At 57.9% G+C, this 26,939-nt stretch carries 6 protein-coding genes; 1 reads left to right on the forward strand and 5 read right to left on the reverse strand.

Annotated elements, in window-relative coordinates; genetic code table 11:
* Positions 1 to 4: 4 nt before the first annotated feature.
* Both ISN74_RS11220 and ISN74_RS11225 read right to left on the reverse strand, forming a co-directional pair.
* A complete protein-coding gene (locus tag ISN74_RS11220; protein WP_188801320.1) occupies positions 5 to 268 on the reverse strand; it encodes a flagellar biosynthetic protein FliQ in 264 nt (87 codons plus the stop codon).
* 2 nt (positions 269 to 270) lie between these two features.
* Entirely contained in the window at positions 271 to 1,401 is a 1,131-nt protein-coding gene (locus ISN74_RS11225) for a tetratricopeptide repeat protein (protein WP_188801318.1), read from the reverse strand.
* Positions 1,402 to 1,907: 506 nt separating this feature from the next.
* On the opposite strand from ISN74_RS11225, the gene ISN74_RS11230 reads away from it, so the two are divergent.
* Entirely contained in the window at positions 1,908 to 2,300 is a 393-nt protein-coding gene (locus ISN74_RS11230) for a hypothetical protein (protein WP_188801316.1), read from the forward strand.
* A gap of 351 nt (positions 2,301 to 2,651) precedes the next feature.
* On the opposite strand, the gene ISN74_RS11235 is transcribed toward ISN74_RS11230, so the two are convergent.
* The 3 genes from ISN74_RS11235 to ISN74_RS11245 all read right to left on the reverse strand — a co-directional run bounded on the left by ISN74_RS11235 (position 2,652) and on the right by ISN74_RS11245 (position 26,919).
* Positions 2,652 to 4,559 (reverse strand): O-linked N-acetylglucosamine transferase, SPINDLY family protein, encoded by a 1,908-nt coding sequence (locus ISN74_RS11235; RefSeq protein ID WP_229679408.1) that lies wholly within the window; start codon positions 4,557 to 4,559, stop codon positions 2,652 to 2,654.
* A 71-nt stretch (positions 4,560 to 4,630) separates the two neighbouring features.
* A complete protein-coding gene (locus ISN74_RS11240; RefSeq protein WP_188801314.1) occupies positions 4,631 to 5,371 on the reverse strand; it encodes a hypothetical protein in 741 nt (246 codons plus the stop codon).
* 23 nt (positions 5,372 to 5,394) lie between these two features.
* Positions 5,395 to 26,919, reverse strand: coding sequence for a LysM peptidoglycan-binding domain-containing protein (locus ISN74_RS11245; RefSeq protein WP_203546594.1), 21,525 nt, complete (start codon positions 26,917 to 26,919; stop codon positions 5,395 to 5,397).
* Positions 26,920 to 26,939 lie beyond the last annotated feature (20 nt).

A 26,939-nucleotide genomic window follows, 5' to 3' on the forward strand; every position in this document is an offset into this window, starting at 1 on the left:
CCTGTTACATCCCTGCAATAAGACCAAACAAGCGCTTCGAAAATTCCACTACCACCGCCATCATCCAGGCGCCGGTCATCAGGAACATCGCTACGACGGTAATCAGCTTCGGAATAAAGGTCAGCGTCATCTCCTGGATCTGCGTCACTACTTGCAAAATGGAGATCACCACGCCGATCACGAGCGTAGCCAACAGAATCGGTGCGGAAACCTTCGCTGCTGTCAGCAATGTCTCCGACAACAGATGCATCGCGGTATCGCTATCCATGCCTACCCCCTCGGACGCACCAATTCACGAAGCCTGAAAATGAAATCTGCCGAAACGACACCTAACCCAGGTGTGCGCGTGATGATGTTATCGATGATGGCGCGCGCCTCCTCGACGCGTCCCTCATCCAACAGCAATACACTTTGGGCGTAACGGGCCGAACGTCCTTGTGGATCCAGTCGCGTGGCGCGCTTGATCGATTCCTCCGCCTCTTTGCGCTCACCGCGCAGCGCATGGACCAGCGCGAAACCACCGTGGGTTTCACCGAAGGTACGGTCCAGCGCAAAGGCCTTATCGAAGCTGTGCTTGGCGCCGGCAAGATCGCCTTGCATCAACTGGCACCAGGCTAACGTATGCCAAGTGCCGATGTGATCAGGCATGTATCCCGACGCGCACTCCAACAGCGCGCGTGCTCCCGGCACATCGCCACGCAGCATCACGTCCTGACCAAGGCCAAACAATGCGCGACCTGATTCAGGATGCTTGGCGAGCACACGCTCAAACACCGCAGTGGATTCCTGTACCTGCTGAGACCACAAAGCCACCGTGCCACGCACGATGCCAGCTTCGTGTTGATCGGGATCGGCCGTCAACGCGCGCTCCGCCTCTGCCGAAGCGCGAACCGTGTCGCCGATATCCAGCCAGAGCAAAGCGCGCATACCTTGCACTTCAGACAAGCGCGCTCCGCCATCAATGGGCGCAAGCACTTCAAGCGCCGCTTCCAGTTGCTTCTGGCGATGAAGAATCCTTGCCTTCAGCAAAGAGCAGGCAACAACTTCTTCGCCTTGCGCTTGTGCATGACTCAAGGTTTCCAGCGCATCCACCGGCTTGCCTTCCAGGAGCTGCGCGTAGGCCAGGTCATGCACAACGCCGAACGGAACATCCTGCATGTCCGCTAACAGCGGTTTCAGCAATCCAATAGCCATGGCGGCATCACCACGCAACAGCGCGCAACGCGCCTCCCTGAAGCGCACACCAGGCAATTCACGCAATGCACGAGGAGCCGTAATCAGCCGCGCGGATGCCTGCTCGACGTTTCCAGCCGAGAGCCATTCGTCGAGCAGATCGCACAGCAGAATCGAATTTCCGGGATCGCCATCGGCGAGCACGGACAACTGGGATGCGCGATTCACAGCGCCCCCCTAAACTTTTTCGACAAATCCCCGATAAGACACACAGCAGAGACCAAGCAGGACTCTGCCAGTACTGCATCCCACTCCACGGCTACTACTCCTTGCGCACGGACAATATGCCCGCGCGCCCCCTGTTAATCCCTGTAGCTTCCGTACGACGATGAAACGTGTCGTTTGGTCCTTCGCGCTTGTCTTGCGCTGCCCCTTACACCGCACTTGACGCAAATCAAAGGCGTTGTGCAATTAATCTAGAGTCGAATTTCACCGACTGTCAACAAACTTCTCACGCGATTTCGATAACACCGAATAGTGCATAAACATACGACAAAATCGCAAATTCTTAGCGAGCAAATTTTGATGGAACTCATTGAAATCGCTCGCTTCTCAATGACCTGAACATCTTGCACCCGAGCTCATTCATACATGTGAAGAAGACGTGATTAAAGTAAAAATCGGGCTACACTCCACCTTGTTCGCCGCCAAGTTGAGCCAATGGATACCGTTACATGGGCACCGATCGCATTACCCCATCGTCGTCGTTGCTTGAAACCTTGCGTGCACTCGCACGCGATCGCACACAGGATGTGCAGCGCGGTACGCCAGCAGGAAAATCCATCCCCAAAGACGGGCAGATCCCAGTAATAGCCAAGCACGATGTGCAAGCCTTGCGCAGTCGTCTACACGAGCTTGCCGCTGAAACCGACCTCTCCGATACACAATCGATGTTGCAGGCTAGAAGTCAGGTATTGCGCGAAATTCTGCTGTGGGAATTTGGCGGTGACTTCCGCATGGATTCCCAGTTCCTGCCGGTGGTGGATGCGATCGGCAAAACGCTCGATGCGGACCCTAACTTGCAGCAGCGCTTCATGGATTTGATGACAGATCTGCGCAAAGCTTGATCTGGTTGGCGTCGAATCTCGGGAAGAGGCTTACCTCGAAGCCGACGCCATTAACATGCCTCACCGTCGTCCCGGCGAAAGCCGGGACCCAGTGACTTTGACTTTTGACGTCACGCTTAGGCGAGGTTGAAAGGCGCTGGGTCCCGGCTTTCGCCGGGACGACGGTGAGGAGACATAGAGGGAGATCATGCCGAAAGGCTACGAATGGTTACTTGACGCGACAACTCCACAGACCGAGTCTCGCAACACTTCTCGTCCTACCGGCTACCGGCTAATTTTTTCCCGGACAGCAGTGCACATTCGCGGACATAACGGCTTCTTTTGCGACAATCTATCGCAATCGTTATTGCACTAACCACTTCTATAGTTTTCAAAAGTGACTGGGGATTTGCCAGCTCGCCGATGTGAGGCCATTTGCAGCAGAACGTCTTCAAAGTCCCGTGCAAACCCCTTTATGTCGAACAAAGGTGATCTCGAACGCTGCCCGGCAAGCTTTACTTTGATCCTCGATCGGTACGCTGCATCGCGTCCATAACGCACGGCCTTCATGACAAACGCCGCATCGTCTTCCGCATTCATTTCCGACATACCAAGGTGGTGATTCAAGCTGCCAGCCACCCGACTCGCAAATGTGTCACCCGGTCTGGTGAGCACCGGACATCCTGCCCACAAGGCATCAGAAGCAACGGTATGGGCGTTGTAATCTTCCGTATCGAGAAACAGGTCCACATGCCGGTAACGCGCAAGATAAGCCTTGTGCGGCAACTTCTGCATAAAGATCAATCTTGATGGAGCAACCCCCATAAGCTCGGCCTGCTCGCGCAATCGCTGCGCCCCTCCACTGCCAGGCTCCAGTAGCCAGAGCACGCTTCCCGGCACCGCCGCCAACACCTGCAGCATGCGCAAAACACTGCGCGGATTGAGTTTGAAGCTGACATTGAAACACGCAAAGACCACGCCGCTTGCGGGCAATCCACAAGCTTCGCGCGAAGGAGGATCACCTACGATCCGTGTGGGATCGGAACTCTGATAGCACCGCGGCAAATAAACGACTTTTTCTGTGAAATGCGGCTGCAAAGACGGCGGCAGCACAAAGCGATCGGCAATGATGTAATCCATGTAATCGGCACCGCTTGTGCCAGGATAAGCCAGCCAGTTCACTTGCACTGGAGCGGGACGATATGCAAACACCTCCGGCAGCCTTACCCTCGAATAACCATCCAGATCCACCAATATTTCGACACCCTCCGCCTGGATACGTGCTGCTATCTCGCTTTGCGGCACGCTCGGAAGCTCGTGAAAGGCATGAGCAGCGGCAACCAAGCGTTCGCGCGATTTACCACCATCATCGCGGGTGGAAAACAAATGCACTTCCAACTGGGAATCGCGTAACTGCTCGAATAGCGCCGATGTCAGAATCGATGTTGGATGACGGCCAAAACCTTGAGAAACAAAGCCTACCCGCAAGCGAGGTACCACGGGTTCGGATATAGCGATCCGCTCGATAGGCTGGCATTCGACCAACCGCTTGATATGTTCCGCCTGCCGCTGTGCGCACAAAGCTTGTTGCGCTGCCGTAGCCTGCTCGGCCAACAGGTCAAACGGCGGCAGCACCGCAAACTCTTCGTCCAGCGCCTTCAGCAGCCGCGAACTCAAGGCATCCAGGTCTTGCCATTGGCACAGGCAGCGCAGATAGAAAACCAGCTGCCCCAGGCTGCCAAAATCGTCGGGATGCTGCTCCCATACAAGCCGAAAACCACGTGCTGCGGCATCCGGATCCTTACAGCGTACCGCCAACTCGGCCCAGTCACGGGCTAGCGCCGCATCTCCGCCGGACAGTTCCACCGCGCGTTCCGCTGCTTCTTTTGCTTCCATCATCCGGTGCTGTGCGATCAGCGACTCGCTGAGTAGCTGCCAGCCCACGAACCGCTGCGGATGCTGACTGATCAAGTCGCGCGCACGCAATTCGGCAACATCACCCCGCCCCAAGCGAATTTCGCAGCGCCCCAGATTTACTTGTGCACCCAGGGCGCGGGCATCCTGCGCTGCCACGGCGTAGCAAGAGGCAGCATGGGCGAAAGCGCCCGCATGGAACAGCTGATTGCCCAGATCGTTAAGCGCTACGACATCCCATGAGGCAAGCTGCAACGCCGTGTACAGACTGGAAGTAAAATCTTCCGGTGACAGCGCAAGTGGCGAAGCTCCCTCGCCCGCCACAGCCGATCCCAATGCCCCCCAATCCCGATCCAGCATTTCCATACCCGATAACCCCTACTTCCGATTGACTCGAAAGAACGAGGACGCTTCAGCGTCAGCCTGACCTCAGTCTCTCAATTACCTGTCAAGAAAGACCAAAGCCATGCCTTAAGTTTGGCATTTTCAAACAATTCAAAATTAGTATCATCTCTATTTCTAATTAGAGAAAAAATGCCATCACCCTTCGAAATAATCTCAACCACAATATCCTTATAGTTTACAATTTCCATATAACCATCAAAAACACCCTCCAAGTTATCGACTTCTTTCTCGACAAAATCATATTTTTCAAGTATGTAATCATCTCCTGTTCCACTTCGAGATTTAGGATTGTCAAATCTAATTCTTATTTTTGGACAAACACTTCGATCCCAATCAAGAGTTGGAACTATATTTTTTCTTAAATAATAAAATTCATCAATTGTTTCATTTCCAGAAAATTCAGATCTAAATATTGGAAGACGCAATACGAGATTACCTCTCTTTGCATCAAGGCGACCTTTAAAGTAAGAATGAAACTCAGGTGGCGCCATCAAAAAATCGGTAAACCCTCGACCATTCCCGGAAAGACCAGACAAAACCAGCTTGTTTTTGTCAAAACTATTCGCGGCGCTGCCGAGAACAAAGGCGGCGAAACCATCATCCTCTATATTCTCTGACACAACCAGAAAATCACACTGCCCTATGTTAGAGTCAGCAAATTTCAAATAGTAATAATATGTAACTTTCGGCAACACATCCCTAAAACCGATAATTCCGTCACCAAGGTCCCTGACATTTGAAAAGTTTGACACCAAATCGTTAAGAGTCAGCACACTCTTTCTCCAAATCTACTTAATTACCAGGAATATCCATCACCAACGTCTTGCCTATAACGAATACCTTGACTTGACATTAAACCACCTTCTGAACTATTCGCGCCACGAAGTAGAATGCTCATGTTGCTCGTATCGTTATAGAAATCGTTTCTTACCGCCCTAGATGAATTGTAACCAACATCATTCCAATGCTGGACCACAGACGTATTGTGCTCGATCGTTATTGCCGGATCATCTCGTGAAACGATCTCACCATCTGCCGTTAAAATCTTTCCAGCATTCGGCCCATCCTGAATGGTGTTTGCATCAAGAACAGCATCCCTCACACCTGCTCGGTAACGGCCTGGGTATTGCGTATCGCGATTATAGACCCTAGGTCCATTGCTACTTGAAGCAAATCTACCGTCTGGTCCACGAACTGGGCCACTACCGGTTGAACCCGACTGACCCGGCGCCGGAGCACTGGGAGCACTGGGAGCACTGGGAGCACTGGGAGCACTGGGAGCACTGCGAGCACTGGGAGCACTGGGAGCACTGGGAGCATCATCCGGGATCTTCGGAACATCCTTCCAGGAAATTGTTGGCTCTACGCGCCCACCTGGCGTAGCGGTAGTTTCACCTCCTCCTACCTTTCCAATGAGAGCCCCTGCCGCCAAACCACCAAGCTGTTGTTCTATTCCTTTTACATCACCCTTCGATATAGCAGTACCCAAATCCCAGCCAGCAACCGCCGAACCCGTTATCGGATTGGAAGACAAAATGTTCCGAATCACGTGCGCATTTGCTGGATTGGCTGCAGCTTCCTGACCAGTATTGCTCCAGTAGTTAGGCTGATACAGCTTACCGGTGAATAGCGAGGAGCCCAATCCATAAACGATGGCTCCAAGATCGTGTACCTGAGCGATCGGCTGATAAACCATATTGAAGGTAGACGATATAGCACCTGCCAGTATGTTACCTATGGCATCGCCAACAACGTCACCTAAAGACGCAACATTACCAATCGGGCCAACAGGTACATCCGGAGTTGGAATCTGAGGCAACGGGGGCAGTGGAATAGGTGGTTGGAAATCGACCGGAGGCAGAACTCCGCTTGCCGCATTCCCGCTTCCAGTCGCTCCTTGGCCACTACCAGATCCGTTGCCAGTTGCCCCCACCCCACCCGATCCATTACCGCCCGCCCCGCCAGAATCGTTGTTAGTAGTGTTAGCTCCAGAAATGTTAGTTCCAGACTGGTTGCCGGTGTTAACGAACTGAACCGTTTGCTGAATGCCATCAGCATCCGTGTACTGCCATACACGAGTGCCGTTAGGCGTAATCATCGCCTGTACGTTCGTCTTGTCGTCCCAGAAAGTAGAATCAGCTGGACCAGCAGGAAGCGGACCACTGGTGAGTGGCTTAATACCCTTGGCGCTTCCGTAACCTACGACCTCGTGCCCGTCTACGATCGGATTACCGTCAGCCGCTTGCTGGCTATCCGGCTGCATCCAGTAGAATCCTGGCGCATATCGATTCCCATCTTCTCCAACACCACCCGGGTAGTAGCTGGAATAGGATTCGCTTTGCGGAGTGACCTGACTGAATTGGCTATCACCGGTGACTGTTGCGGTCACCGTGACAGCCCCCAGATTCTGGGCATTCGCAATTTGTGCGTTAGTGCTGGTATCCCCTGTTGCACTCCATTCTAGTGAGGCGGGATTGTAGGGCGTGGTGCCAGTCCCTTGCGCCGACGTTCCAGGGATATTCGCTGCATTTGATGCGGAATACTGAGCGTTCGTACTTGATCCACTGCCACTCAATTCATCGCCATTGCCTGCTTGCGTCGTACTTCCCGACGCGTAATTGCTTGATGACGACGATGGCGCATAGCCAGTCAGACTAAACGGTGTAGTTGGTCCTGCATTGTTGCCAAATTGCCAAGCGGTACTCAGCGCTGTCGACCCATTATTGGACTGACCAATACCATTCAACAACTGCGTGGACACAGACGACGAGTTGCTACCAAAAATGTAGTCTCCATTACCTTCCCCTCCGCCATTTGAGGCAGTAGCACTTGATGCAGGTTGAACGGCTTGTTGATTTTGTCCGCTCTGCTGAGATGAGGTCTGACCTTGGTGCGATGAGTTTGGCGGGTTGAAGTAAGCGTTCAACGAACCACCAATAAAGCTGCCGGCCACTTCAGCGCCGACCTGCGCCCAACTTGGCACATGTTGATCGCCCAAAGCCTCGGTAAGTTCGCGATTGACAATGTCGCCCACGGCACTGCTGGCGGCTTGGTTAAGGCCTGCTTCAAGAGGTCCACTCGAGGGAAGGTTCAGGGCGATTTCACCGCCGATTCCTGCACCGACTGCAGTGGCCACCAATCCCGCCCAGCTAAAGTGGGCGGGCTGATCGGTGATCTGCGCTGCCAGATCATTGCCGGCATACGATGCCGCACCAACTACCGCGTCACCCCATGCGTTCAAGATGGGAGTACCAGAGCTGGTGTAGCCCGCAACCAAGGTGTTAGTTGCCCCTAATTCACCCGCAACCCCTCCAGTAATCGCCCCACCTAGCGCAGCCTCACCGACAGCACCCCAATTGATACCGTTTTCAATACCCTCCACGTTGCCAGTGACTTGCCCAGCCAGACTGCCTGCGACACCGGCTATCGTCCCAGCCGCAACATCTCCACCAAAGGTGCCCAACTCAGCAACGAGCGCATCGCTGGTACTGCCGTAGGTCAGAACGGTCACCACAATCGTGACCACTACCACCAAAATTTCGGCAGCAGAGCAGCCACCGCTTTGAGCTGGCGGAGGCGGAGGCGTAATCGACGGCAGATTCGGGGTGGTGCTGCCTACGATACTGGTTGGGTCATACGGCGCGAACGTCGTCGCCGTATTGCTGTGCGTTGTCACCGCCGGGATCTGCAAGCGCTGCCCCAGCACCAAGTCGGTGCTGCTGCTCAGATCATTCGCCTGGGCAATCACGTACCAAAGATTCGAGTTGCCATACTCGGCTTGCGCGATGCTCTGCAGCGTGTCTCCCGACTGCACCACATAGCTATCGGGGCTATCGTTGTTGCTGCTGAACGCCGTCACCTGATCGAGCACGTTCAACTGTGAGCCGTCGTTGTTGAAGCTGGCCAGCTGCTGGCCGTTGACGTAGGTGTAGTTCTGCACCTCAGCTGCGGGGTCGCTGCCCTCGTTCAACGTGGTGCCGGTGTCACCGGTGCCGCTTTGCTCTTCGATGATTTCGCCTTCGCCGTTATAGGCAAACACATGCACGGTGTCGGCGATATTGCCGTACGGGTCTTGGGTGTGCTGTTCCAGCGCCACTTCGTCACCGCGGGTGTCGTAGATCGTCTGATCGGTAGCCGGTTGCACGTTGGGCGTGTTGGAGACACCTTCTGTTTCGGCTTGCAGGTAGGTGTCTTTCTTGAGGTAGGTCACCTGGTATTGGTCGACCAGCCCGGTGTTGTCGCGGTATTGGTAGCCCACCACGTCGCCATCAGCGTCGTAGCCGCTGGTGCCGTTGGGACCTTGGTACACCACTTCGCTATCAAATTGCAGACCGCCGTAGGTGGTGGCGTTGGGGTCGAGCGGACCGGTGGGTGGCGGCGTGTTATCGACGCCGTTCCAGTCGCTGCCGTTGTCAAATGTTTGCGATTCAGCCAGCAGGCCGCCCACGTTGTAGAAGTTGACCGTCGCGCTTTCCAGCATGCCGCTTACGTCGACTTCTTCGCTTCCCTCCGGAGCGCTGGAGTTACCAGGAGCACTGCCGTTGGGGCGATAGGTGATGGTGCTGCCATTCTCATAGTAGGTGCTGGTAACCAGGGAGTTGCCATCGGCATCGTAGGTAGTGGTGGTATCCACGCCCATGAAGGCGGCGCCGGTAGTGACGTCGACGGCGTAGTCGGTTTCGATCAGCTCGTTTTCCTGGTTGTAGCTTTGCGATTGCGACATGGTGTCGCCGTCGCTGCTCTGAGTGATGATCCGGATGACATTGCCGTCGGCGTCGTAAACGTTCTCGTAAGATTCGGGGTTGGTGGTGACGTCATTGGTGACGACGATCTGGTTGCTGCTATTGAGCGCACCATCAGAGATCAGTACGCGGTTGTCACCGTCATAGGTGTACCAGGCATCCTGCGTGCTGCCATTACTGGTGACCTCCACATCACGGCGGTTGCCGGCAGCGTCGTAGCCGAAGCTTTCCTTCAGCATCGGGGCGCCGGTCACTTCGTTGGTTTCGGTGACGGTGCTGATGCGGTTGTGGCTGTCGTAGGTGGTCTGGGTCAGTGTGTTGACGAGGTTGTTGTTGCCGTCGTAGGTGATGTCGTCTTCGCTGATCAGGTTGCCGTCGGCATCGTATTGGTAGTTGTAGCTGCTGCCATCGGAGAAGGTCTCCGAAGCGATCTGACCGTCGGCGTAGTACGTAAGCGTTTCGCTGTTGGGATCATTGATCGGGCCGGTGACATAACTCGGCGCGATCTGGCCTTGCGCCGTCGCTGACCAGTCGTCGCTTTCGCTGGTTTCCGCACCGGTGTTGGAGTCGTAGGTGTAAGTGTAGTTAGCCCCACTCAGGTCGGTATGCTGGACTACCTGGCCGTATTGGTTGTATTGCCAGCTTTCGGTGTCGCCGTCAGCGGTGGTTTCGCTGACCAGATCGCCGTCCATGTTGTAGACGTACGTATCCTGCACTACGCCGGTGGGAGCTTGCGGGATGTATTGATAGTTCCATTGCGCGTTGCACACACTCACCGAACCGATGCCGTTAGCAGTGCCCACCACGGCCAACGACGCGTAAGCCGCACCAACAGGTGCGGTGGAGGTGATGTATGAGGTCTCCCAGGCAGCGGCTCGATCGTTATTGACATAGGTGCCGGTGTCGGTGGTGATCAGTACACCGTCGGCGTTGTACCAGTTAATCGCAACCGCGCCACCTGCTGCGGCGCCATCGGGTGCCAGGTCCAACGCTAGTTGCATCGAGGCGCTGATGGTCTGCCCCGCGACTACCGGCACTTGATCCTGGTTGACCATCACCGCCGTGCCGTTGCCGCCAAAGCTGGCTTCCCAGCCAGTGGGAGCGTTGCTGGCGGAGTGGATGGTCCACCCGTTGGTATCCCAGCCGGTATTACCCTGGTTGAAGTTGGTGTTGGTCGCCTGGTCGGTGAAGGAGCCGGTGGGCAGTTGCACCACTGCGCCGGTATTGCCCTGACCGAGCACGGTGATACCGGCGGGTGGCGTGTAGTTCCACCACACACCGGAGCACACGACGCCTGGGTAACCTTCGTTGTAGTTGGAGCAGCCAATGGCGATGGATGCGTACGCTGCCCCTGCAGGTGCCGTGCCTGTTACAGAGTTGACACCGGAACCCTTGCCGCCGGTGATACCCGGGCCATTATCGGACTGCCCGATCATCTGGCCTTCGGCGTTGTACCAGTTGATGAACATCTCGCCGTTGCCGTTATCGCTGAGCACTTCGAATTGACCGTTGGCGGTAATGCTCTGTCCTGGCACCACCGGCACGCGATCATTGTTCACCGCACCGCCGGCACCTCCATTGGCGTTGTCTGAGCCACTGAACATAAGCGGCCAAACCTGATCGTTGTAGTCGTAACTTCCGGCTGAGTAACCGGGATCGAAGGTCCAGCCGGTCAAGCCGTCGGCGAAGTTGGCGTTGGTCGGCGTCTGCGTCCAGTTGCCAGCGTAGTTCTCGTGATCCTCTGCCGTGCTGGCCGCATACTGTGCGGGATCCTGGCTCCAGATCACTCGGCCCTGGCTGTCGTAGCCGTCGTAGTTGGCGTTAAGGGCTGCGTCGGTAGTGTCGCCGCTTTGCAGGTCGGCGCTGCCGATGCCGTCGTAGCTGACGATGCGGTCGCCATTCTGATCAAGCACGTAAGCTTGCTGCCAAACTGCGTTGTAGGTGCCCTGCCCAGTGGCGATGAACTCGCCGGTGACTACTGCACGGCCGAGCGCATCCACATTGGTGAAGAAGATATTACCGTTGCCGTCCTGCGTGGCCACCGCATTGCCGAGCGCGTCGTAGCTGGTGTACAGCGTGTTGAGGTCGCCGTCGATGCTTTCAATCTTCTGGCCGAGAGCGTTGTAGATGTTCTTGGTGACGTTGCCGTCTTCATCCGTGCTGGTGACCACGTTGCCTTCGATATTGTAGGACGTGGTCGTTACCGGTGTTTCGGTTGTGCTCTGGCCATCGATGCCCACCACCGAAACGGTGGCTTCGGTTTCCGTGACAACCTGGTTGCGCTCGTTATAGGTGTAATACGTGGTGTAACCGTTGGCGTCAGCAGAGCTGAGCACGTTGCCCCAGGCGTCGTATGTTGCCTTCAGAATGCCGCTGTTCTCGCCAGTGGCCGAATCGGTGCTGGGTGCTTGTTCGGCAACAATGTGGCCAGCCAGGTCGAGCGTGTAGATGGTACTGACGGTGGCGCTGGAACCGGTGACCGGCACGGTGTCGCTGACCAACTCCCCGGCCAGGTTGTAGCCGTAGGTGTTCAGCTCACCGGTGGTGGCGTCGGTGCTGGTGAGTTTGTCGCCGGCGTTGTCGTAGGTGGTGACGACGTTGTTGGTCACGCCATCGCCGCTGGCGATGACTTCGCCGAAGGCATCGTAGGTGGTGCTGGTGGATACGTCAGGCGACGGGATGCCTGCGCGCCAGGTCTGGCTGAGCGTCTGTTGGTTGTCGGCATCGTAGGTATTCTGGATGGTGACCAGCGTGGTGCTGCCCTGATCGCCGGTCAGCGTGTACCACTCGGATACCAGGTTGCCATTGTTGTCGTAGGCATAGAACTTGGCTTGGTCGGATGTCCAGTCTGCACCGCTATCGTCGAGCGGAGTGAGCTGCGCGACCATGTGGCCGGCATTGTCATACTGGTAATACGTGGTCACCGACGACGAACCGACCTCGGTGGAACTTTGCGTCTGCTCCAGCTTGTCACCGAAGGCATCGTATGCATAGCTGACGACTTGCGAAGCCATCGTGTAAAGCGACGGACTGCTCAGCGTGAGCGAAGAATTCGCCTCCAGCAACGACTGCCAGTTGCTGACCAGCACCTCCACCTCCGGTGCGGTCACGCTGGTGATACGGCCCAGTGCGTCGTACGTGGTAGTGGTGGTGCTGTTGTTTTCGGTGACGGTGGTGAGCTGATTGTCGGCATCGTAGCCGTAGGTGGTGGTATCCCAGCCGACCGTAGCATTGCCTGCGTCGTCGATATAAGAGCGCAGCACCGATTCGCTGGTCTTGTTGCCGTCGTTGTCGTACGTGTAAGTGGTGACGCGATCCAGACCGGTCGTGGCCGCATTGCCAGCCGGCGGATCATCCGGCATCGGGCCACCAGCAGTAAGCCCGCTGGTGGAAATAGCGGCTGCCCACTCCTTGGTGCAGAGCACATCACCGAATGCGTCGTAGGTATTGGTGGTGACATAGCCCATCGGATCGGTGTAACTGCCGGTTGGTGTCACCACCATCACCGCCTGATTGAGCGCGTTGTAATAGGTGTAGGTGGTCGCCCACACCGCGCCGCTGGTTCCCGGAGCACCTTGTACCAACACCGATTCACTGGTGACATTGCCGTAGGCATCGTAGGTGTACTGCGTAACGGGCGAGCCCTGCGCCGTGCTGCCATCGCTGTTGGTATAGGTGATTTCAGGCTCGGTGACGCTGATCTTGTTGCCCTGCGCGTCGTAAGCCGTGGTGATGGTGCGATCGGAGGACGACGTAACGAGTGCCGCCTGTAGCGCCGCCAGACTGGGCGGGTTGGCAACGCTCCATCCCTGCCCCGCCGGATCGATGCCAGTGGCATAGCGGGTTACGGTGGTTTGCTGACCGTAAGCGTTATAGGTGTAACCGGTGACGTAACCATCGCCATCAATGGCGTATAGCAAATTGCCATCGTTGTCGTAGACGTTGTAGGCAACGTTGCCGTTGCCATCCTGGCTGGCTACCGCCTCGCCGAAGGCGTTGTAGGTCATGGTGATGGTGGGATTGGAACCGGTGGCGGTCAGCAAGCCCGTTGATTCGTCGATGATGCCTGGATCCGGCTGGATGGTCTGGATCAGGTTGTTGGCTGCGTCATAGACGAATTGAGTGGTGCGTGGCTGCGAGGTATTGCTGCCGTCGACTTCCTCAATCCGGTTGCCGACGTCGTCGTACTCGTAGGTGGTGACGATGGACTCTGTCGTCGTGCCTTCATAGGCACCGGTGCTGCTGTAGCTGGCCACTGCAACCGGTGGACTGGTCTGCGAGACCAGGTTGCCATATCCGTCGTAGCTGTAATACGTGGTGTTACCGTTGCCGTCGGTGGAAGACAGCTTCAGGCCGCGTTCGTCGTAGGTATACGACATGACGTTGCCATTGCCGTCAATTGTCTTGATCAGGTTGCCGAAGTCATCGTAGAAGTTCTGCGTCTCGCGTACATCGGTACTGGCGCTGTTTGTCGCTTGGACGGCTGCGGCTACATCAGCCTGGGTCCAAGCTGCTGGTGTGCTAATGGCATTGGCGTATTGCAGAGTAGCCGTAACACGGCCATCGGCGTCGTATTCAGTCTGCGTGACATCGCCGGCGGCGTTGATGCTGTAAATCGCACGTCCCGCGGCATCGTAGACGGTGCGTGTCACATGCATGCCAGAAAGACCGGCCAGGTAAGTTTCGACCGTTGCAGTGCCGGGCGTACCGGCTGGTAGCGAAGCCGGAATCAAGTCGCCGTACTGAATCTGCGCAATGACATTGCCGTCGGCGTCGTATTGCGTCTGGACAGCCAGATAGCCGGATTGTCCGTTGAGCGTGGCAGAGGTCAGCGTACAGGCCACACGGCCCATATCGTCGTAATAGGTATAGGTGATGCGGGCATTGCTGCTGTTGTCGCTCGCCGCACTCAGGGCCGCCTGCACATCGGTGATGGCAGCGGCGCTGCCAGCTTGCAGGGCTGCGATATCGGATGAGGACAATTGCACCGGCGTGGCATAGGCCAGTGTCTCCACCACCTGTCCCAGATCGTTGTAGATCGACTGGGTCACGTTGCCATTGGGATCGATGGTGTAAGCCAGCTCGCCGGCGCTGTTGTAGACGCTGTAGGTGGTGCGGTCGTCCGGGCTCGTGGTCACCATCGCTGCGACGCCATCGGCGGTTGTCACCTCACCGTTTGACAGCCACTCAATATCTGTCGCGGTCAGCTCGGTGGCGTATTGCGTGGTGGATACAACCTGGCCATCTGCGTTGTAGGTAGTCTGGGTTACCGCTCCAGTGGGCGCTTCATAACCCGATTCCCATGGATACGGCGCAGCATCGGTACCACCTGTCGGTGTAACGGCGTAGATCTGCTGTCCAGCTTCGTTATAGAAATAGTAGGTCGTGTAGTCGTTGGCATTCGTCTCTTGAATCAGATTGCCGTCTGGATCGTAGGTAAAGTCGGTATAGGACGCATTCCCCGTATCCAGCGACTCGTAGGTCATACGACCTAGCGCATCATATTGGTAGTCATTTTGGTAATTCTCGTTGTCACCATTGACAACCTCTTCCGTTGCGGAGTTCGTAACCTCGTTGAGATCGTTGTAGTTGTAATAAGTGGTGATGTTCGACTCACCGGAGGTGGAACCCGCTTCCTGCACTTTTACGCTAACGTTGCCATTGCCGTCATAGGTATAGGTCGTTACGGCTCCGGTGGGGTCGGTCGTGGATATATCCAGGCCACGCCCGTCATAGACATAGGTCGTAACCAGGTTCAGACCGTTGGGATCGACCGTTTGTGTCAATACCTGGCCAGCTGCGTTATAGGTATAGGCCGTAACGTAGCCATCGGCATCGGTACTTTCGATCAGGTTGCCCACGGCATCATACTGATCGGTCGTGGTACTGCCGTCGGGATTGGTTGTTTCGATCAGGCGCCCATCTGCGTCGTACTGATACGTAGTGGTGTCGCCCGCTGCATCGGTAACCGCAATTTTCTGGCCTTCGCGGTTATATGAGGTGGTAGTAGATACGCCACCGGGCGCGGTGACGGTGACCGAATCGTCAGCATCGTTGTAACTGTAGGTGGTGACCAGCCCCATGGCATCGGTCGTGCTCAGCACGCGGCCATAGGCGTCATAGCTCGTCTGCGTCTCTCGCACTTGTCCGGAAACGGTAAGGCTCTGCGATATCTGCTGATCCAGGTGGTCATAGCTGTAGCTGGTAGTCGCGCCATCGCCATCCGTATAGGTGGCCATATTGCCGAAGGCATCGTAGGTCCACTCTTGCGTGCGCAGGATGTCCTCGTTACCGGCCACCGTGGACATCGGCGAGACATCCGCACCATATTCACCGCAGCACCCCTCGGGCACCTCGTCCACCTCGCTGGTCATGTTCCCCATCGCGTCATAGGTGTAGACGCTGGTCAGGCCCTCGTAGGCATTCTGTACTTTCGAGATGAGTTCGTTAAAGCCGTCGTAGCTGTAGTCGGTTTCGTTACCGTTGCCATCGGTCTCGGTGATGACATTTCCTTCAAGGTCATATTGGTAGGTCACCGTTGCATCGGTATCGGGTCCCTTGTTGGCGATCGTCGCCACGGCGCTCTGCATGCTGCTGAATGTGGGCGAGAAATTGGCGCCCAAAGTCATCAAGTCCGAATAGGCGTCGGTTTCCGTCACATCGCCGAATGCGTCGTACGTATTGGCGCTCACTTCGCCGACCGCGTTTTGCACTCCATTCTGGGTCATGCCGTGGATCGTGAAGGCCAGCCGATTGTCTGCGTCGTAGACATACCAGGTGGTATTGCCCAAGGCATCGGTCATCGAAGTCTTGTTGCCCGCCAGGTCGTAGGTATACGTGGTGACGTTACCCATACCATCGGTGGTGCTTACGACATTGCCGAAGGCGTCATACATGGAACTGGTCGTGCGTGCGTCGCTGGTTCCGGCCGCCACGGTGGCCTGTATGACATTGCCCAGATCGTCATAGGTGTATTGCGTGACGGTGCCTTCATAGTCCTGCGTGGTCAGGACATCGCCGTAGGCATCGTAGGTGTTGGTGGTCTGATGATTGGCGGTACCCGCCAGCGCGGTGGTGATGGCTTCCAGGCTGCCCACCATGTTCGACGGCAGCGCTGTGGCATAGCGCGTGGTCGCCAGCAGATCGTCGTCCTGATCGTAGGTGTACTGGGTGAAGTAACCATCGGCATCCAGGGTGCCGACCTTGTCACCCAGGGCATCATAGTAGTTCGTGGTGATCTGGTCATTCGCGCTGGAAACGGGGACCAACTGCGCAAGCGTTCCCTTTGCGCGCAACTTGGCCGTCACCGCTGTGGCGTAAGCCACGGTCTGTACGAGATTACCGGCCGCGTCGTAGCTATTGGTGGTCAGATAACCATCGGCGTTGAGGGTGGCGATGGTGTTGCCGTCCGCGTCATAGAAGTAACGTGTGGTACGCGTAGGAGACCGCGTGAGACCTAGCGACGAAGCAGATTGATCGAGGTCAACGTCCGTGGTCTGGATGACGCGCGACGCCGCATCATACGTATAGATGAGTCTGTCGCCATCGAGATATTGCAGTTCGCTGTTCCACGATCCGGTGGTGGGATCGTAGACATCCTCGTACTGCACATTCGAATAACTCGTAACCGTCGACACTCGGCCGAGCGCGTCATAGCTGGTCACGACGACACGATCGGTGGTGGGGCTGGTTCCGGTCGGAATGGCCTGCGCGGCCGTCACCGTAACGACGCCGTTGCTGAGCCATCCAGCGGTATTGACCTGCTCGGCGTACGATGTCTGCTTGACGACGCGCCCCAAGGCATCGCGGGTGTACTGCACGACGGCTCCGGTGGCGTCAACCGTTACCGACACCTGCCCGTCTTTGTTGTAGAACGTATAGCTGACGTTGCCGTCGGGGTCGATCTGCGCAACTTGTTCGCCGGCACCGTTATAGACATATTGCGTGCTGCGCGTGGTGGCTGCGGTGTTGATCTGTGCCACAGCTTGCGCAATCGATGCCGTGGTGGAGCCTGCGCCCACGTCATCCATGGGCAGCGGCACGCCATACGCAATGTTAGCGATCACATGGCCAGCGGCATCGTATTGAGTTTGACTCACCACCGCGCCAAGCACGCCATCTACCAAATTCGGCGTAACCGTGTAGGCCACCCGGCCATCGGCGTCGTAATAGGTATAGGTAACGCGTGCGCTGGTGCCGCTGTCACCTGCGCTGCTCAAGGCGGCCTGAATGTCGCTGGCCTGGGCAGTGCCGGCCTGCAGCGCATTGGCCAAGGTGCTACTGACGGTAATCGGCGTGGCGTAGGCGAGCGTCTCGGCAACCTGTCCTAGTGCGTTGTAAGAGGTCTGCGTGACATTACCCAACGGATCGATCTGGTAGATCAGTTGACCATCGGCGTTGTAGACGCTGTAGCTCACGGCATCACTGGAGCTCGATGCCGTTCCGGCCAAGGCGGCACCGATAGCAAGATTGGCACTGATGCTACCGCCGCTTAGCGCACCAAGGCCGCTCGTGCTGACGGCATTGGCGTAAACGTGCGAAGCAACCAGGTGTCCATCCGCATCATACGAATTCTGGGTGATGGCACCTTGACCTGCACCCTGCGCGCCCGTCGGCGTGACGGTGAAAACCGCTTCGTTGGCTTGGTTGTAGATCGTATAGGTGCTGTTGCCGTCGGGGTCGGTACTCTGCACGACGTTGTTGTCGGCGTCGTAGACGTAGCTGGTGGTCAACGCCAGGCCCGTTGGGTCGACGATCTGCTGGGTAAGCCGCCCTAATGCGTCATAGACGAATTGCGTGGTGGTCGCCACGCTGGTGCCGGGACCACTGGTGACGGTTAGAACATGACCTTCACCGTCGTAGGTGTAGGCGGTGGTGAGATTGAGCTTGCCATTACCCGTGCCCGCATCCTGCGCTACCGTCAACGCATTTCCGTCAGCGTCATAGGTGTAGGTGGTAACAACACCGATGGGATCGGTGACGCGTACCTGGCGACCTTCGCCGTCATAGGCGTAGGTCGTCACCTGGTCCTGCCCGGTGGGGTCAACCCGGCGAGTCAAGATCTGACCGCTCGCGTTGTAGGTATACGTCACCACATCTCCGGTGGCGCCGGTAGTACGGATCAGCTCGTCATCCGCGTTATAGGCGTTCGTACTGACATCGCCGAGCGCATCGGTGGTCGTGAGTAGATTGCCATCCTTGTCATACGTGTAGCTGGTGGTGTTGCCGGCCTCATTGGTGACACTGACGACATCGCCGAATGCGTCCCTAACCGTCGTCATGGTCACGCCGTCAGGCGTTGTCACGATGACCGTATGCGTGGACAAGTCGTACTGGTAGCTGGTGACATTACCCAATGCATCGGTCTGGGTAAGCACATTGCCATAAGCGTCATAGGTCGACTGCGTGGTGCGCACCACGCCCTGCACAATCTGACTGCTGCTGACCTGCCTGCCGAGATTGTCGTAGCTGTAGGTGGTCGTATTGCCATTGCCGTCGGTGGTGCTGGTCACCCGCCCGAATGCGTCGTAGGTGCTGGATGTCGTGCGCGCTACGCTGGTGCCTACGCCATCTGTCTCGCTGGTTTGCTCGCCGCGTGCATCGTAGGTGTAATCGGTAATCGTGCTGTTGCCGGTGGTCAACGCCTGCCCGGCTTGACTCAACTGTTGCTGTGTCTGGATCAGGTCACCAAACGCGTCGTAGGTGTTAGCAGTTTCGTAGCCGTCACCGTCCGTCGTCGTCGCGATCTGGCCATCGGCGGTATAGGTGGTGGACGTCACATCGTTCGCATCGTTGATCGATGCCGGCAGCGACGCCACGGCTGCTGCGAGATCGCTCAGGCCCGCGGTGGCGGGATCGAGCAACGTACCGCTGCTCGCCTGATCGGCGGTCAGTGTTACTTGCGAGGCATAACTGGTTACGCTGGTGACGTCGCCGAACGCATCGTAGGTATAGGTGGTGACGTTGCCGACAGCATTGAGCTGGCCGCTTGCCGAAGGCTGCCCTTGAACGGTGTAGATCAATTGCCCATCGGCGTCGTAGTAGTACCAAGTGCTATTGCCGAGCGCATCCGTCGATTCGATGCGTTGTCCCAGCACGTTGTAGGCATAGGTGGTCGTATGACCATCCCCATCCGTGCTGGTGAGCATGTCGCCGAGCGCATCATAGGTAGCGCTAGTGGTGCGTGCCGTACCTTGCCCGGCGACGGGCGTGATGGTGGTGCTTAGCAGGTCACCGTCGTTGTCGTAGGTGTAAGCGGTGATGGTGCCGTCGGCTGCGACACTACGTATCAGCTGCCCTTCAGCGTTGTAGGTTGCACTGGTGGTTTCCGTCGTCGGATCCGTTCCCAGGAGCTTTTCCAGCGCACCGACACTCTCACTTGCTGTCAACGTCGAAAGTTGTGTGGCAGTCAGGGCCACGCCATATCGTGTACTGGATGTCTTGTTGCCGGCCTCGTCGTATGTGTTGACGGTGAGATAGCCGTCAGCATCGATCTGCGCAACTAACTGCCCTTGCCCGTTGTAATAATTACGGGTGGTCTGGTCTTGCGCACTTGTCGTGATATCGGCCTGCAAGGCCGCGAGACTCGGCGTGGTGCCCAGCGCGGCAAGCTGCGCTGCGTTCAAAGCCGTGGCATATGCCGTTTGCAATACGATGTTGCCATCGGCGTCATAGCTATCGACGGTGACATAGCCAGAGGGGTCTATCGTGGCAACTGCGTCCCCGTCAGCATTGTAGATCGTCACGGTCGTGCGATCGTCAGCGCTTGCGACGATGTCTGCCTGCACAGCGGCCAAAGTCGGCGCAGTGCCCAGGGCGGCCAATTGCGCTGCCGTCAGCGGTGTCGCATAAGCCGTCGTTGAAAGTGCGTCGCCCGTGGCGTTGTAGTGGGTGGTGGTGACGTTGCCTTCCGGATCGATCGTCGCGACGACCTCGCCAACCGAGTTGTAAACCTTGGTGGTTGTACGGTCGCTGGCGCTTGCCGATGGCGTGGGCAAGCTGGATGGGAAACTGTCGGACAAGTCACCACTGCTATCCAGCCAACCGGCTGTGCTGATCAGCGTTGCATATTGTGTGGTTTGCGTGAGATTGCCGTCGGCATCATACGCGTACGTCGTCAATGCGCCGTCCGCATCCACGGTACCAACAAGTTCACCGGCATTGTTGTAGAAGTTGTAACTAGCGTTGCCTTCCGCGTCGATCGTCGCGACCGGCTCACCGGCAGCGTTGTAAATTACCCGGGCGGTGGGATCGACTAATGTCTCCAGCTGCGCCAAGGTCGGCGCATTACCTAGGGAGGCCATCTGCGCGCTGGTGAGATTGGAGGTATAGGTCGTGGTGGTAGCCACGCTTCCGTCAGCGCTGTAGGTCGTCAGCGTAACCTGTCCGTTGCTGGAGATCGTTGCGACAACTCGATTATCAGCGTCGTAGATCGTACGCGTAGTGATATCGCCAGCACTGGGCTGCACGATGGACAGCAGCTCCGACAGCGTTGCGATATAACCGTGGCCAGCAGGCAGCGGCTTGGCGTATTGCGTCGTCGCGGTGATATTTCCAGCGGCGTCGTAAGTGGTGATGGTGACCTGCCCGCTGGCGCTGATGGTGGCGACAGGCTGGCCGGCAGTATTGTATATCGTCTGGCTTTCGCTGGCGCCGCTGTCGATACCCAGATCGATCTGCAGCATTGCGAGGGTGGGTGCGGTGCCGAGTTCAGTGATCTGCGCCTGGCTCAACTGCGTGGCGTAGTAGACCGTTTCGATCGGATTACCCGCCGCGTCGTAATTCGTGGTGGTGACCGCGCCACTTGCACTGACCGTCGCCACCACCTGCTCGTCAGCATTGTAGATCGTCAGACTGGTGTGATCGGCGGTGCTGATGGTCAGCACGTTCTGCAGTTCGGCCAGCGTGGGCGCCGTACCCAGAGTAGCGACTTGCCCAGCCGTGAGGAGCGTCGCGTATTGCGTCGTGGATGTAACGTTGCCGGCAGCGTCATAGGTCGACGTTTCAACCGCACCATCGGGCGCCACCGTAGCGATGACGTCGCCGTTGGCATCGTAGATGGTGAGGCTGGTGTGATCGTCGCCGCTGGGACTGAGATTGGCCTGTAGCGTAGCGAGTGTGGGCGATGCGGCCAGGGCTTCCATTTGAGCCAATGTCAGCGGTGTCGCGTATTGCGTAGTGGCCGTGACATCACCGTCGGCGTCGTACTCTGTGGTGGTGACATCACCATTGTCTGCAATCGTGGCCACAACGTTGCCATTGGCGTCATACAGAGACAACGTAGATGGCAGGCTGACCACGTCGCTGACGCTTGGTGTGAGGATGGCCTGCAACGCCGCCATGCTCGGGGCGCCAGCCAGCGCCGCGATCTGGGCGGAAGTCAGAAGGTTGGCGTAGCTCACCGTGGCTATCACATTGCCGTCGCTGTTATACGTCGTGACGACGACTTTGCCGTTGGTGCCGACGCTCGCCTCGCGGTTGCTGGTCGGATCGTAGATGGAAATGCTGGTCTTGTTATTGGCGCTTGGCTTCAGATCGGCCTGCACCTGCGCCAATGTGGGCGCGGTACCGAGCGCGGCCACTTGAGCCGCAGTCAAACGGATTGCATACGCCGTCGTGACCGCGATATCGCCGGTTGAATCGTAGGTCGTCAAAGTGACATAGCGGTCCGCATTGATAACGGCAACCGGATTTTCATCGGCATCATAGACGGTCAGCGAAGTCTGATCGCTAGAGCTGGGCACCAGATCTGCCTGCACCTCAGCCAGCGTTGGGGTGGTACCCAGTGCCTGAATTTGCGCCGTCGACAACGGGTTGGCGTATTGCGTCGTAGCGGTGATGTTGCCGGCAGCGTCATAGCTGGTCACGGTAACGTAGCCACTTGAAGTGACCGTTGCCACCGGAAGCTCGTTGGCGTTGTAGACGGTCAGCGAGGTCTGGTCGGCGGTGCTCGGCGTCAAGTCTGCTTGCAATGCTGCGAGGGTTGGCGACGAACCCAGGGCTTGGAGCTGCGAGCTGGTCAGCGAATTGGCGTATTGCGTTGTAGCGGTGACGTTTCCTGCCGCGTCGTAGGTCGTGATGGTGGCGATTCCGCCCCACGTATACGTTTCCGTGCTCGGGTCGTAGTACTGCTCGGGTGTGATCTTGGCGACGGGCTGTTCGTTGGCGTTATAGATCGTCAACGTGGTCTCTGGGAAAGGCAGCGACGCCATCTCGCTTTGCAGCGTAGCCACCGTCGGGCTCGCCTGGAGCGCCTGCATCTGAGAGATGCTCAAAGGCGTCGAAGAGTACGCCGTCGAGGTGACGTTACCCGCCGCGTCGTAGGTCGTGGTGGTGATCGAGCCGGTTTCGTAATAACCACCGAAGTATTCGGGATTTTCGTCCGCGACAACAACCGCCACGGGCCGTTCGTTGGCGTCGTAGATCGTTATCGTTTGGGAATTGGGAACGATAGTCCCAAGGTCACTCTGCAATGTCGTGATTGATGGACTCGCGGCGAGCGCGGTGACCTGCGAGTAACTCAGCGTGTCCGAGTAATTGGCGCTATAGGTAGGGTTGCCCGCAGCGTCGTAACTGGTGAGAGTGACGCTTGTGTCGTAGTAATAGCCGTAATACTCGTAGTTGTCGTAGTACCCGTATTCTTCTTGGCCACTGATCGTCGCGATCGGACGTTCGTTGACGTCGTAGATGGTCACGGTCGTGTGATCGGAGCTGCTCGGACTCAGGTCGGCCGTGACAGCCGACAGGGTGGGTGCTGTGCCCAGTGCGACGATCTGAGCGTGTGTCAGCTCACTGGCGTATTGCGTGGTGGCGGTCACATTGCCTGCGGCGTCATAGGAGGTCACCACCACCACGCCACTGCTGCTTACCGTGGCCACCGCCTGCTCGTTGGCGTTGTAAACCGTGAGATTGATGACGTCACTGGCGCTTGGCGTGAGAACCGCTTGCAATGCGGCCAACGAAGGATCTGCACTGAGTACCGATATCTGAGCCGCGGTCAATGGGGTGGCGTACTGCACCACTGACGTGACATGCCCAGCACTGTCATAGGACGTCACTGTGACACTGCCGTTGGCATTAATAACGGCGACCGGCTGCTCATTAGCGTTATAGATTGTCAGCGCCGTTTGCGCGCCGGCATTCAACGCCAAGTCGGCTTGTAGCTCAGCCAGTGTCGGCGTGGCGCCCAGCGCAGCCAGCTGAGCTGCCGTCAGCGGTGTCGTATAAGCGACGCTGGCAATGACGTTGCCATCGTCATCGTAAGTTGTGGCGGTAACGTCGCCATTCGGGCCGATGGTTGCGATGGCCTGATTGCTGCCGTTGTAGATCGTGAGCGTAGTGAGATCGCTCGCGCTGGGAATGAGATCGGCCTGCACATCTTCCAGCGTCGGCGTATCACCCAATGCAGTCAGGTCAGACGCGGTTAGCGGCGTCGCGTACTGGGTGCTGGCGACGGCGTTGCCGTTGCTGTCGTACGTAATGATCGTGACACTGCCGTCGGGACTGATCGTCGCGACCGGTTGGTTGCTGGCGTTGTAAACCGTCAGCGTGGTTAGATCGCCTGCGCTCGACGTGATATCACTCTGTACCGCGGCCAGCGTGGGTGTATCGCCAAGGGCCGCAAGCTGGGTTGCGGTCAACACGGTGGCGTACTGCGTGCTCGCGACAACATTGCCGTTACTGTCGTACGTGGTAATGGTGACGCTACCGCTGGAACTGATGGTGGCGACCGGCTGATTGCTGGTGTTGTAAACCGTCAGTGTGGTCAGATCGTCTGTGCTTGGCGTGATGTCGGCCTGCAACGCCGCCAACGTTGGTTCGCTGCCCAACGCAGCCAACTGAGCCGCGGTGAGCGGTGTGGCGTATTGGGTGCTGGCGACGGCATTGCCGTTACTGTCGTACGTCGTGATCGTGACATCGCCGTTGGCGCTGATGGTGGCGACCGGTTGATGATTCGCGTTGTAAATCGTCTGCGCAGAAGAACTCACATCGCCCAGCACTGCTGCCAGTGTTGGCTCATTGCCCAGCGTGGAAATCTGCGCGGCGGTAAGCGCCGTGGCATACGTTCTGCTGGCGACAATATCGCCGACACCATCATAGGTCACCGTGCTTACAATGCCTTTCGGATCGATCACCGCTACCGCGCGATTGTCGGCGTCATAGATGGTTCGGGTGGCTTCGTCCTTGACGCTGGTGGTGATGTCAGCCTGCAAAGCCGCAAGCGTGGGCGCCGTACCCAAGGCCGTTCGCTGGGTAGTGGTCAACGCCGTCGCGTACTGCGTGGTAACAACGGCGTTGCCGGCGCCATCGTAGGTCGTGATGGTGACGTCGTTCGTTGCGCTGATGGTGGCAACGACATTTCCGGCGGCGTCGTAGATCGATGATGTCGTGCTATCCGCCGCGCTGGCGGCCGGAACCGGCAGGGTGGCTGGCAGCTTTGTCGTGAGTTTGCCGCTATGGATCCACGTGCTCGTGTTGACCGTGTTGGCGTATTGCGTGGTGCTGATGACCTGTCCATCGGCATCGTAGCTGTAAGCGGTGACGTGGCCGGTACCATCGACCGTGCCCGTTACTTCACCGTCAGCGTTATAGAAGGTGTAGGTGACGTTGCCATCTGGATCGATCGCAGCAATCTGCTCGCCATCGGCGTTATACAGGTAGCTACTGACCTCGCTGGTTTGCTCCGTCCCCGACTGCGTGCTGCTAACGAGCAACCCGGCGCTGTTGCGCACCTGGGTCGTGGTGAGTCCGTTGGCCTGGGTGATGGCAATCGTGTTGGCACTGTCGGTGTAGACATAGCTGGTGACGTTACCCAGCGGATCCGTCTTGCTGATCACCCGGCCCAGTCCGTCGTAGGCGTAGCTGGTGGTCTGCAGGGTGCTGCGGTTGGCACCGGTCTCGGTGCTGGTTTGCAGCAACTGACCTTGGGCACTGTAGGTGGTCGTGGTGATCACCGTGCCGGCATCGACCACGCCCACACCGCTGCTGTTAACCGTGTCGTACTGCGTTTGGGTGGCCAGCTGACCGCGTGCATCGTAGGTGTAGTCGGTGCGCGTGCTCTGGCTGAGCGTGCTCTGCACCGCGCTGCTCTGCACCCACGCCTGCAGCTCGGCCAGGGTCGGTGGGCTGCTGGGGCTATTGCTGTTGCTGCTCGTGCTGTAGGTAGCACCGAGGTACTGACGACTGGTGGTCAACTCGCTCAGCCCGTTGACCGTGGTGTAGTCGTTCTCGCTGACGTTGCCCAGCGGATCGACGGTGTACGCCAGTTGATCGTTGGCGGTGTAGACGTAATAGGTCGTCTGCGCGCCGCTGGGCGCGACATACCCGCTCTGCCCCACTTCGCCTTGCGCCGGCACCGTGTACGTGGTCTTGCTGGTGACCTGGTCGTTGGCGTTATACGTGTAGCTGACCGTGTTGCCCGCGCCGTCTTCGACACTCAACAGGTTGCCGTTGGCGTCGTAGCTGTAACTCGTCACCGCCCCATCCGGATCGGTGCTGGTCAGCAGGTTGCCGCTGGTGTCGTAGGTATAGGTGGTGGTGGGCGATACGCCGTTGACGGCCGGGGCGATCACCGAGGTCAGTTCGCCCGCGGCGTTCGTCTGGTATTGGGTGACGTTGCCCAGGCCGTCGGTGACGGTGGTGCTGTCGGTGCCGTAGCTCAGGGTGACGCTTTGCGCCGCCGCACCGCTGCCGGTGGTGACACCGGTCACCTGGTACACGCCTTGCGCATCCTCGGTGTAGGTGTAGCTGACCGTGGTGCCGTCGCTCTGTGTCACTGACGCCACCAGGTCCGTGGTGCCCTGGTAGGTGTAGGTGGTGGTGTAACTGGCCGTGGTGCTGTCGGTATCGGAGCCCAGGCTGGTGGTGACCGTACTGAGGCGGCCCTGGCTGTCGTAGCCGTAGGTGACGGCTTGGCGCGTCACGGCACTCGTCTGGCCCGGCGGCACTTCCTGGATCGACAGGCTGATCAGCTGGTTGCTGGTGTTGTAGCCGAAGATCAGGGTGTCGCCGTCACCGGCCACGATCTGGCTGAGCTGGCCGTTGCTGTAGCTGAAGCTGTAGCTCGCGCCGGTGGCCGTATCGGTCAACGCGGTGAGCTGGCCGTTGGCGTTGTAGGTTTCCTGTTGGCTGTCGGCCGCGTCGGTCCAGGTCCAGCTGGCGCTGGTGGCGTTATAGCTCAGGGTGTCGACCGCCCCGCTCTGGTCGGTGCTGACGTACTCGCCCAGCGTGGCGTTGTAGGTGTAGACGACGCTGGAGCCGTCATCATCGGTGCGTGTGATGGTGCTGCCGGCGGTGTTGACGGTGCCGGTCAGGCCGTTGAGGTTGCGGCTGAAGCCGTAGCTCCAGCCGTTGCTGCTCAGCTGGCCCAGGCTGTTGTAGGTGCGCAGTACGTTGAGCGGCAAGCCGTCGAACAAGAGGCCTTCGTCGGCGCTTTGCAGCACCAGGTTGCCGGTGGCCGTGTTGACGTAGCTGCTGTTGGCCGCCTGCCCCAGTTGTGGTGACCCGCCTTGCGTTTGGCCCAGTTGTGTCAGTGAGGTGTTGCCAAGACCCAGACCGTTACCACTGATCACTGCGACCATCGTCCCGCTCCCGAATACAG

Source organism: Dyella caseinilytica, assembly GCF_016865235.1.
GTDB classification, from domain to species: domain Bacteria; phylum Pseudomonadota; class Gammaproteobacteria; order Xanthomonadales; family Rhodanobacteraceae; genus Dyella_B; species Dyella_B caseinilytica.

Bases quoted from the DNA above. Each gene is read 5' to 3' on its own strand.
- ISN74_RS11235 (WP_229679408.1), bottom strand. From the start codon at position 4,559: ATGGAAATGCTGGATCGGGATTGGGGGGCATTGGGATCGGCTGTGGCG.
- ISN74_RS11220 (WP_188801320.1), bottom strand. From the start codon at position 268: ATGGATAGCGATACCGCGATGCATCTGTTGTCGGAGACATTGCTGACA.
- ISN74_RS11245 (WP_203546594.1), bottom strand. From the start codon at position 26,919: ATGGTCGCAGTGATCAGTGGTAACGGTCTGGGTCTTGGCAACACCTCA.
- ISN74_RS11230 (WP_188801316.1), top strand. From the start codon at position 1,908: ATGGGCACCGATCGCATTACCCCATCGTCGTCGTTGCTTGAAACCTTG.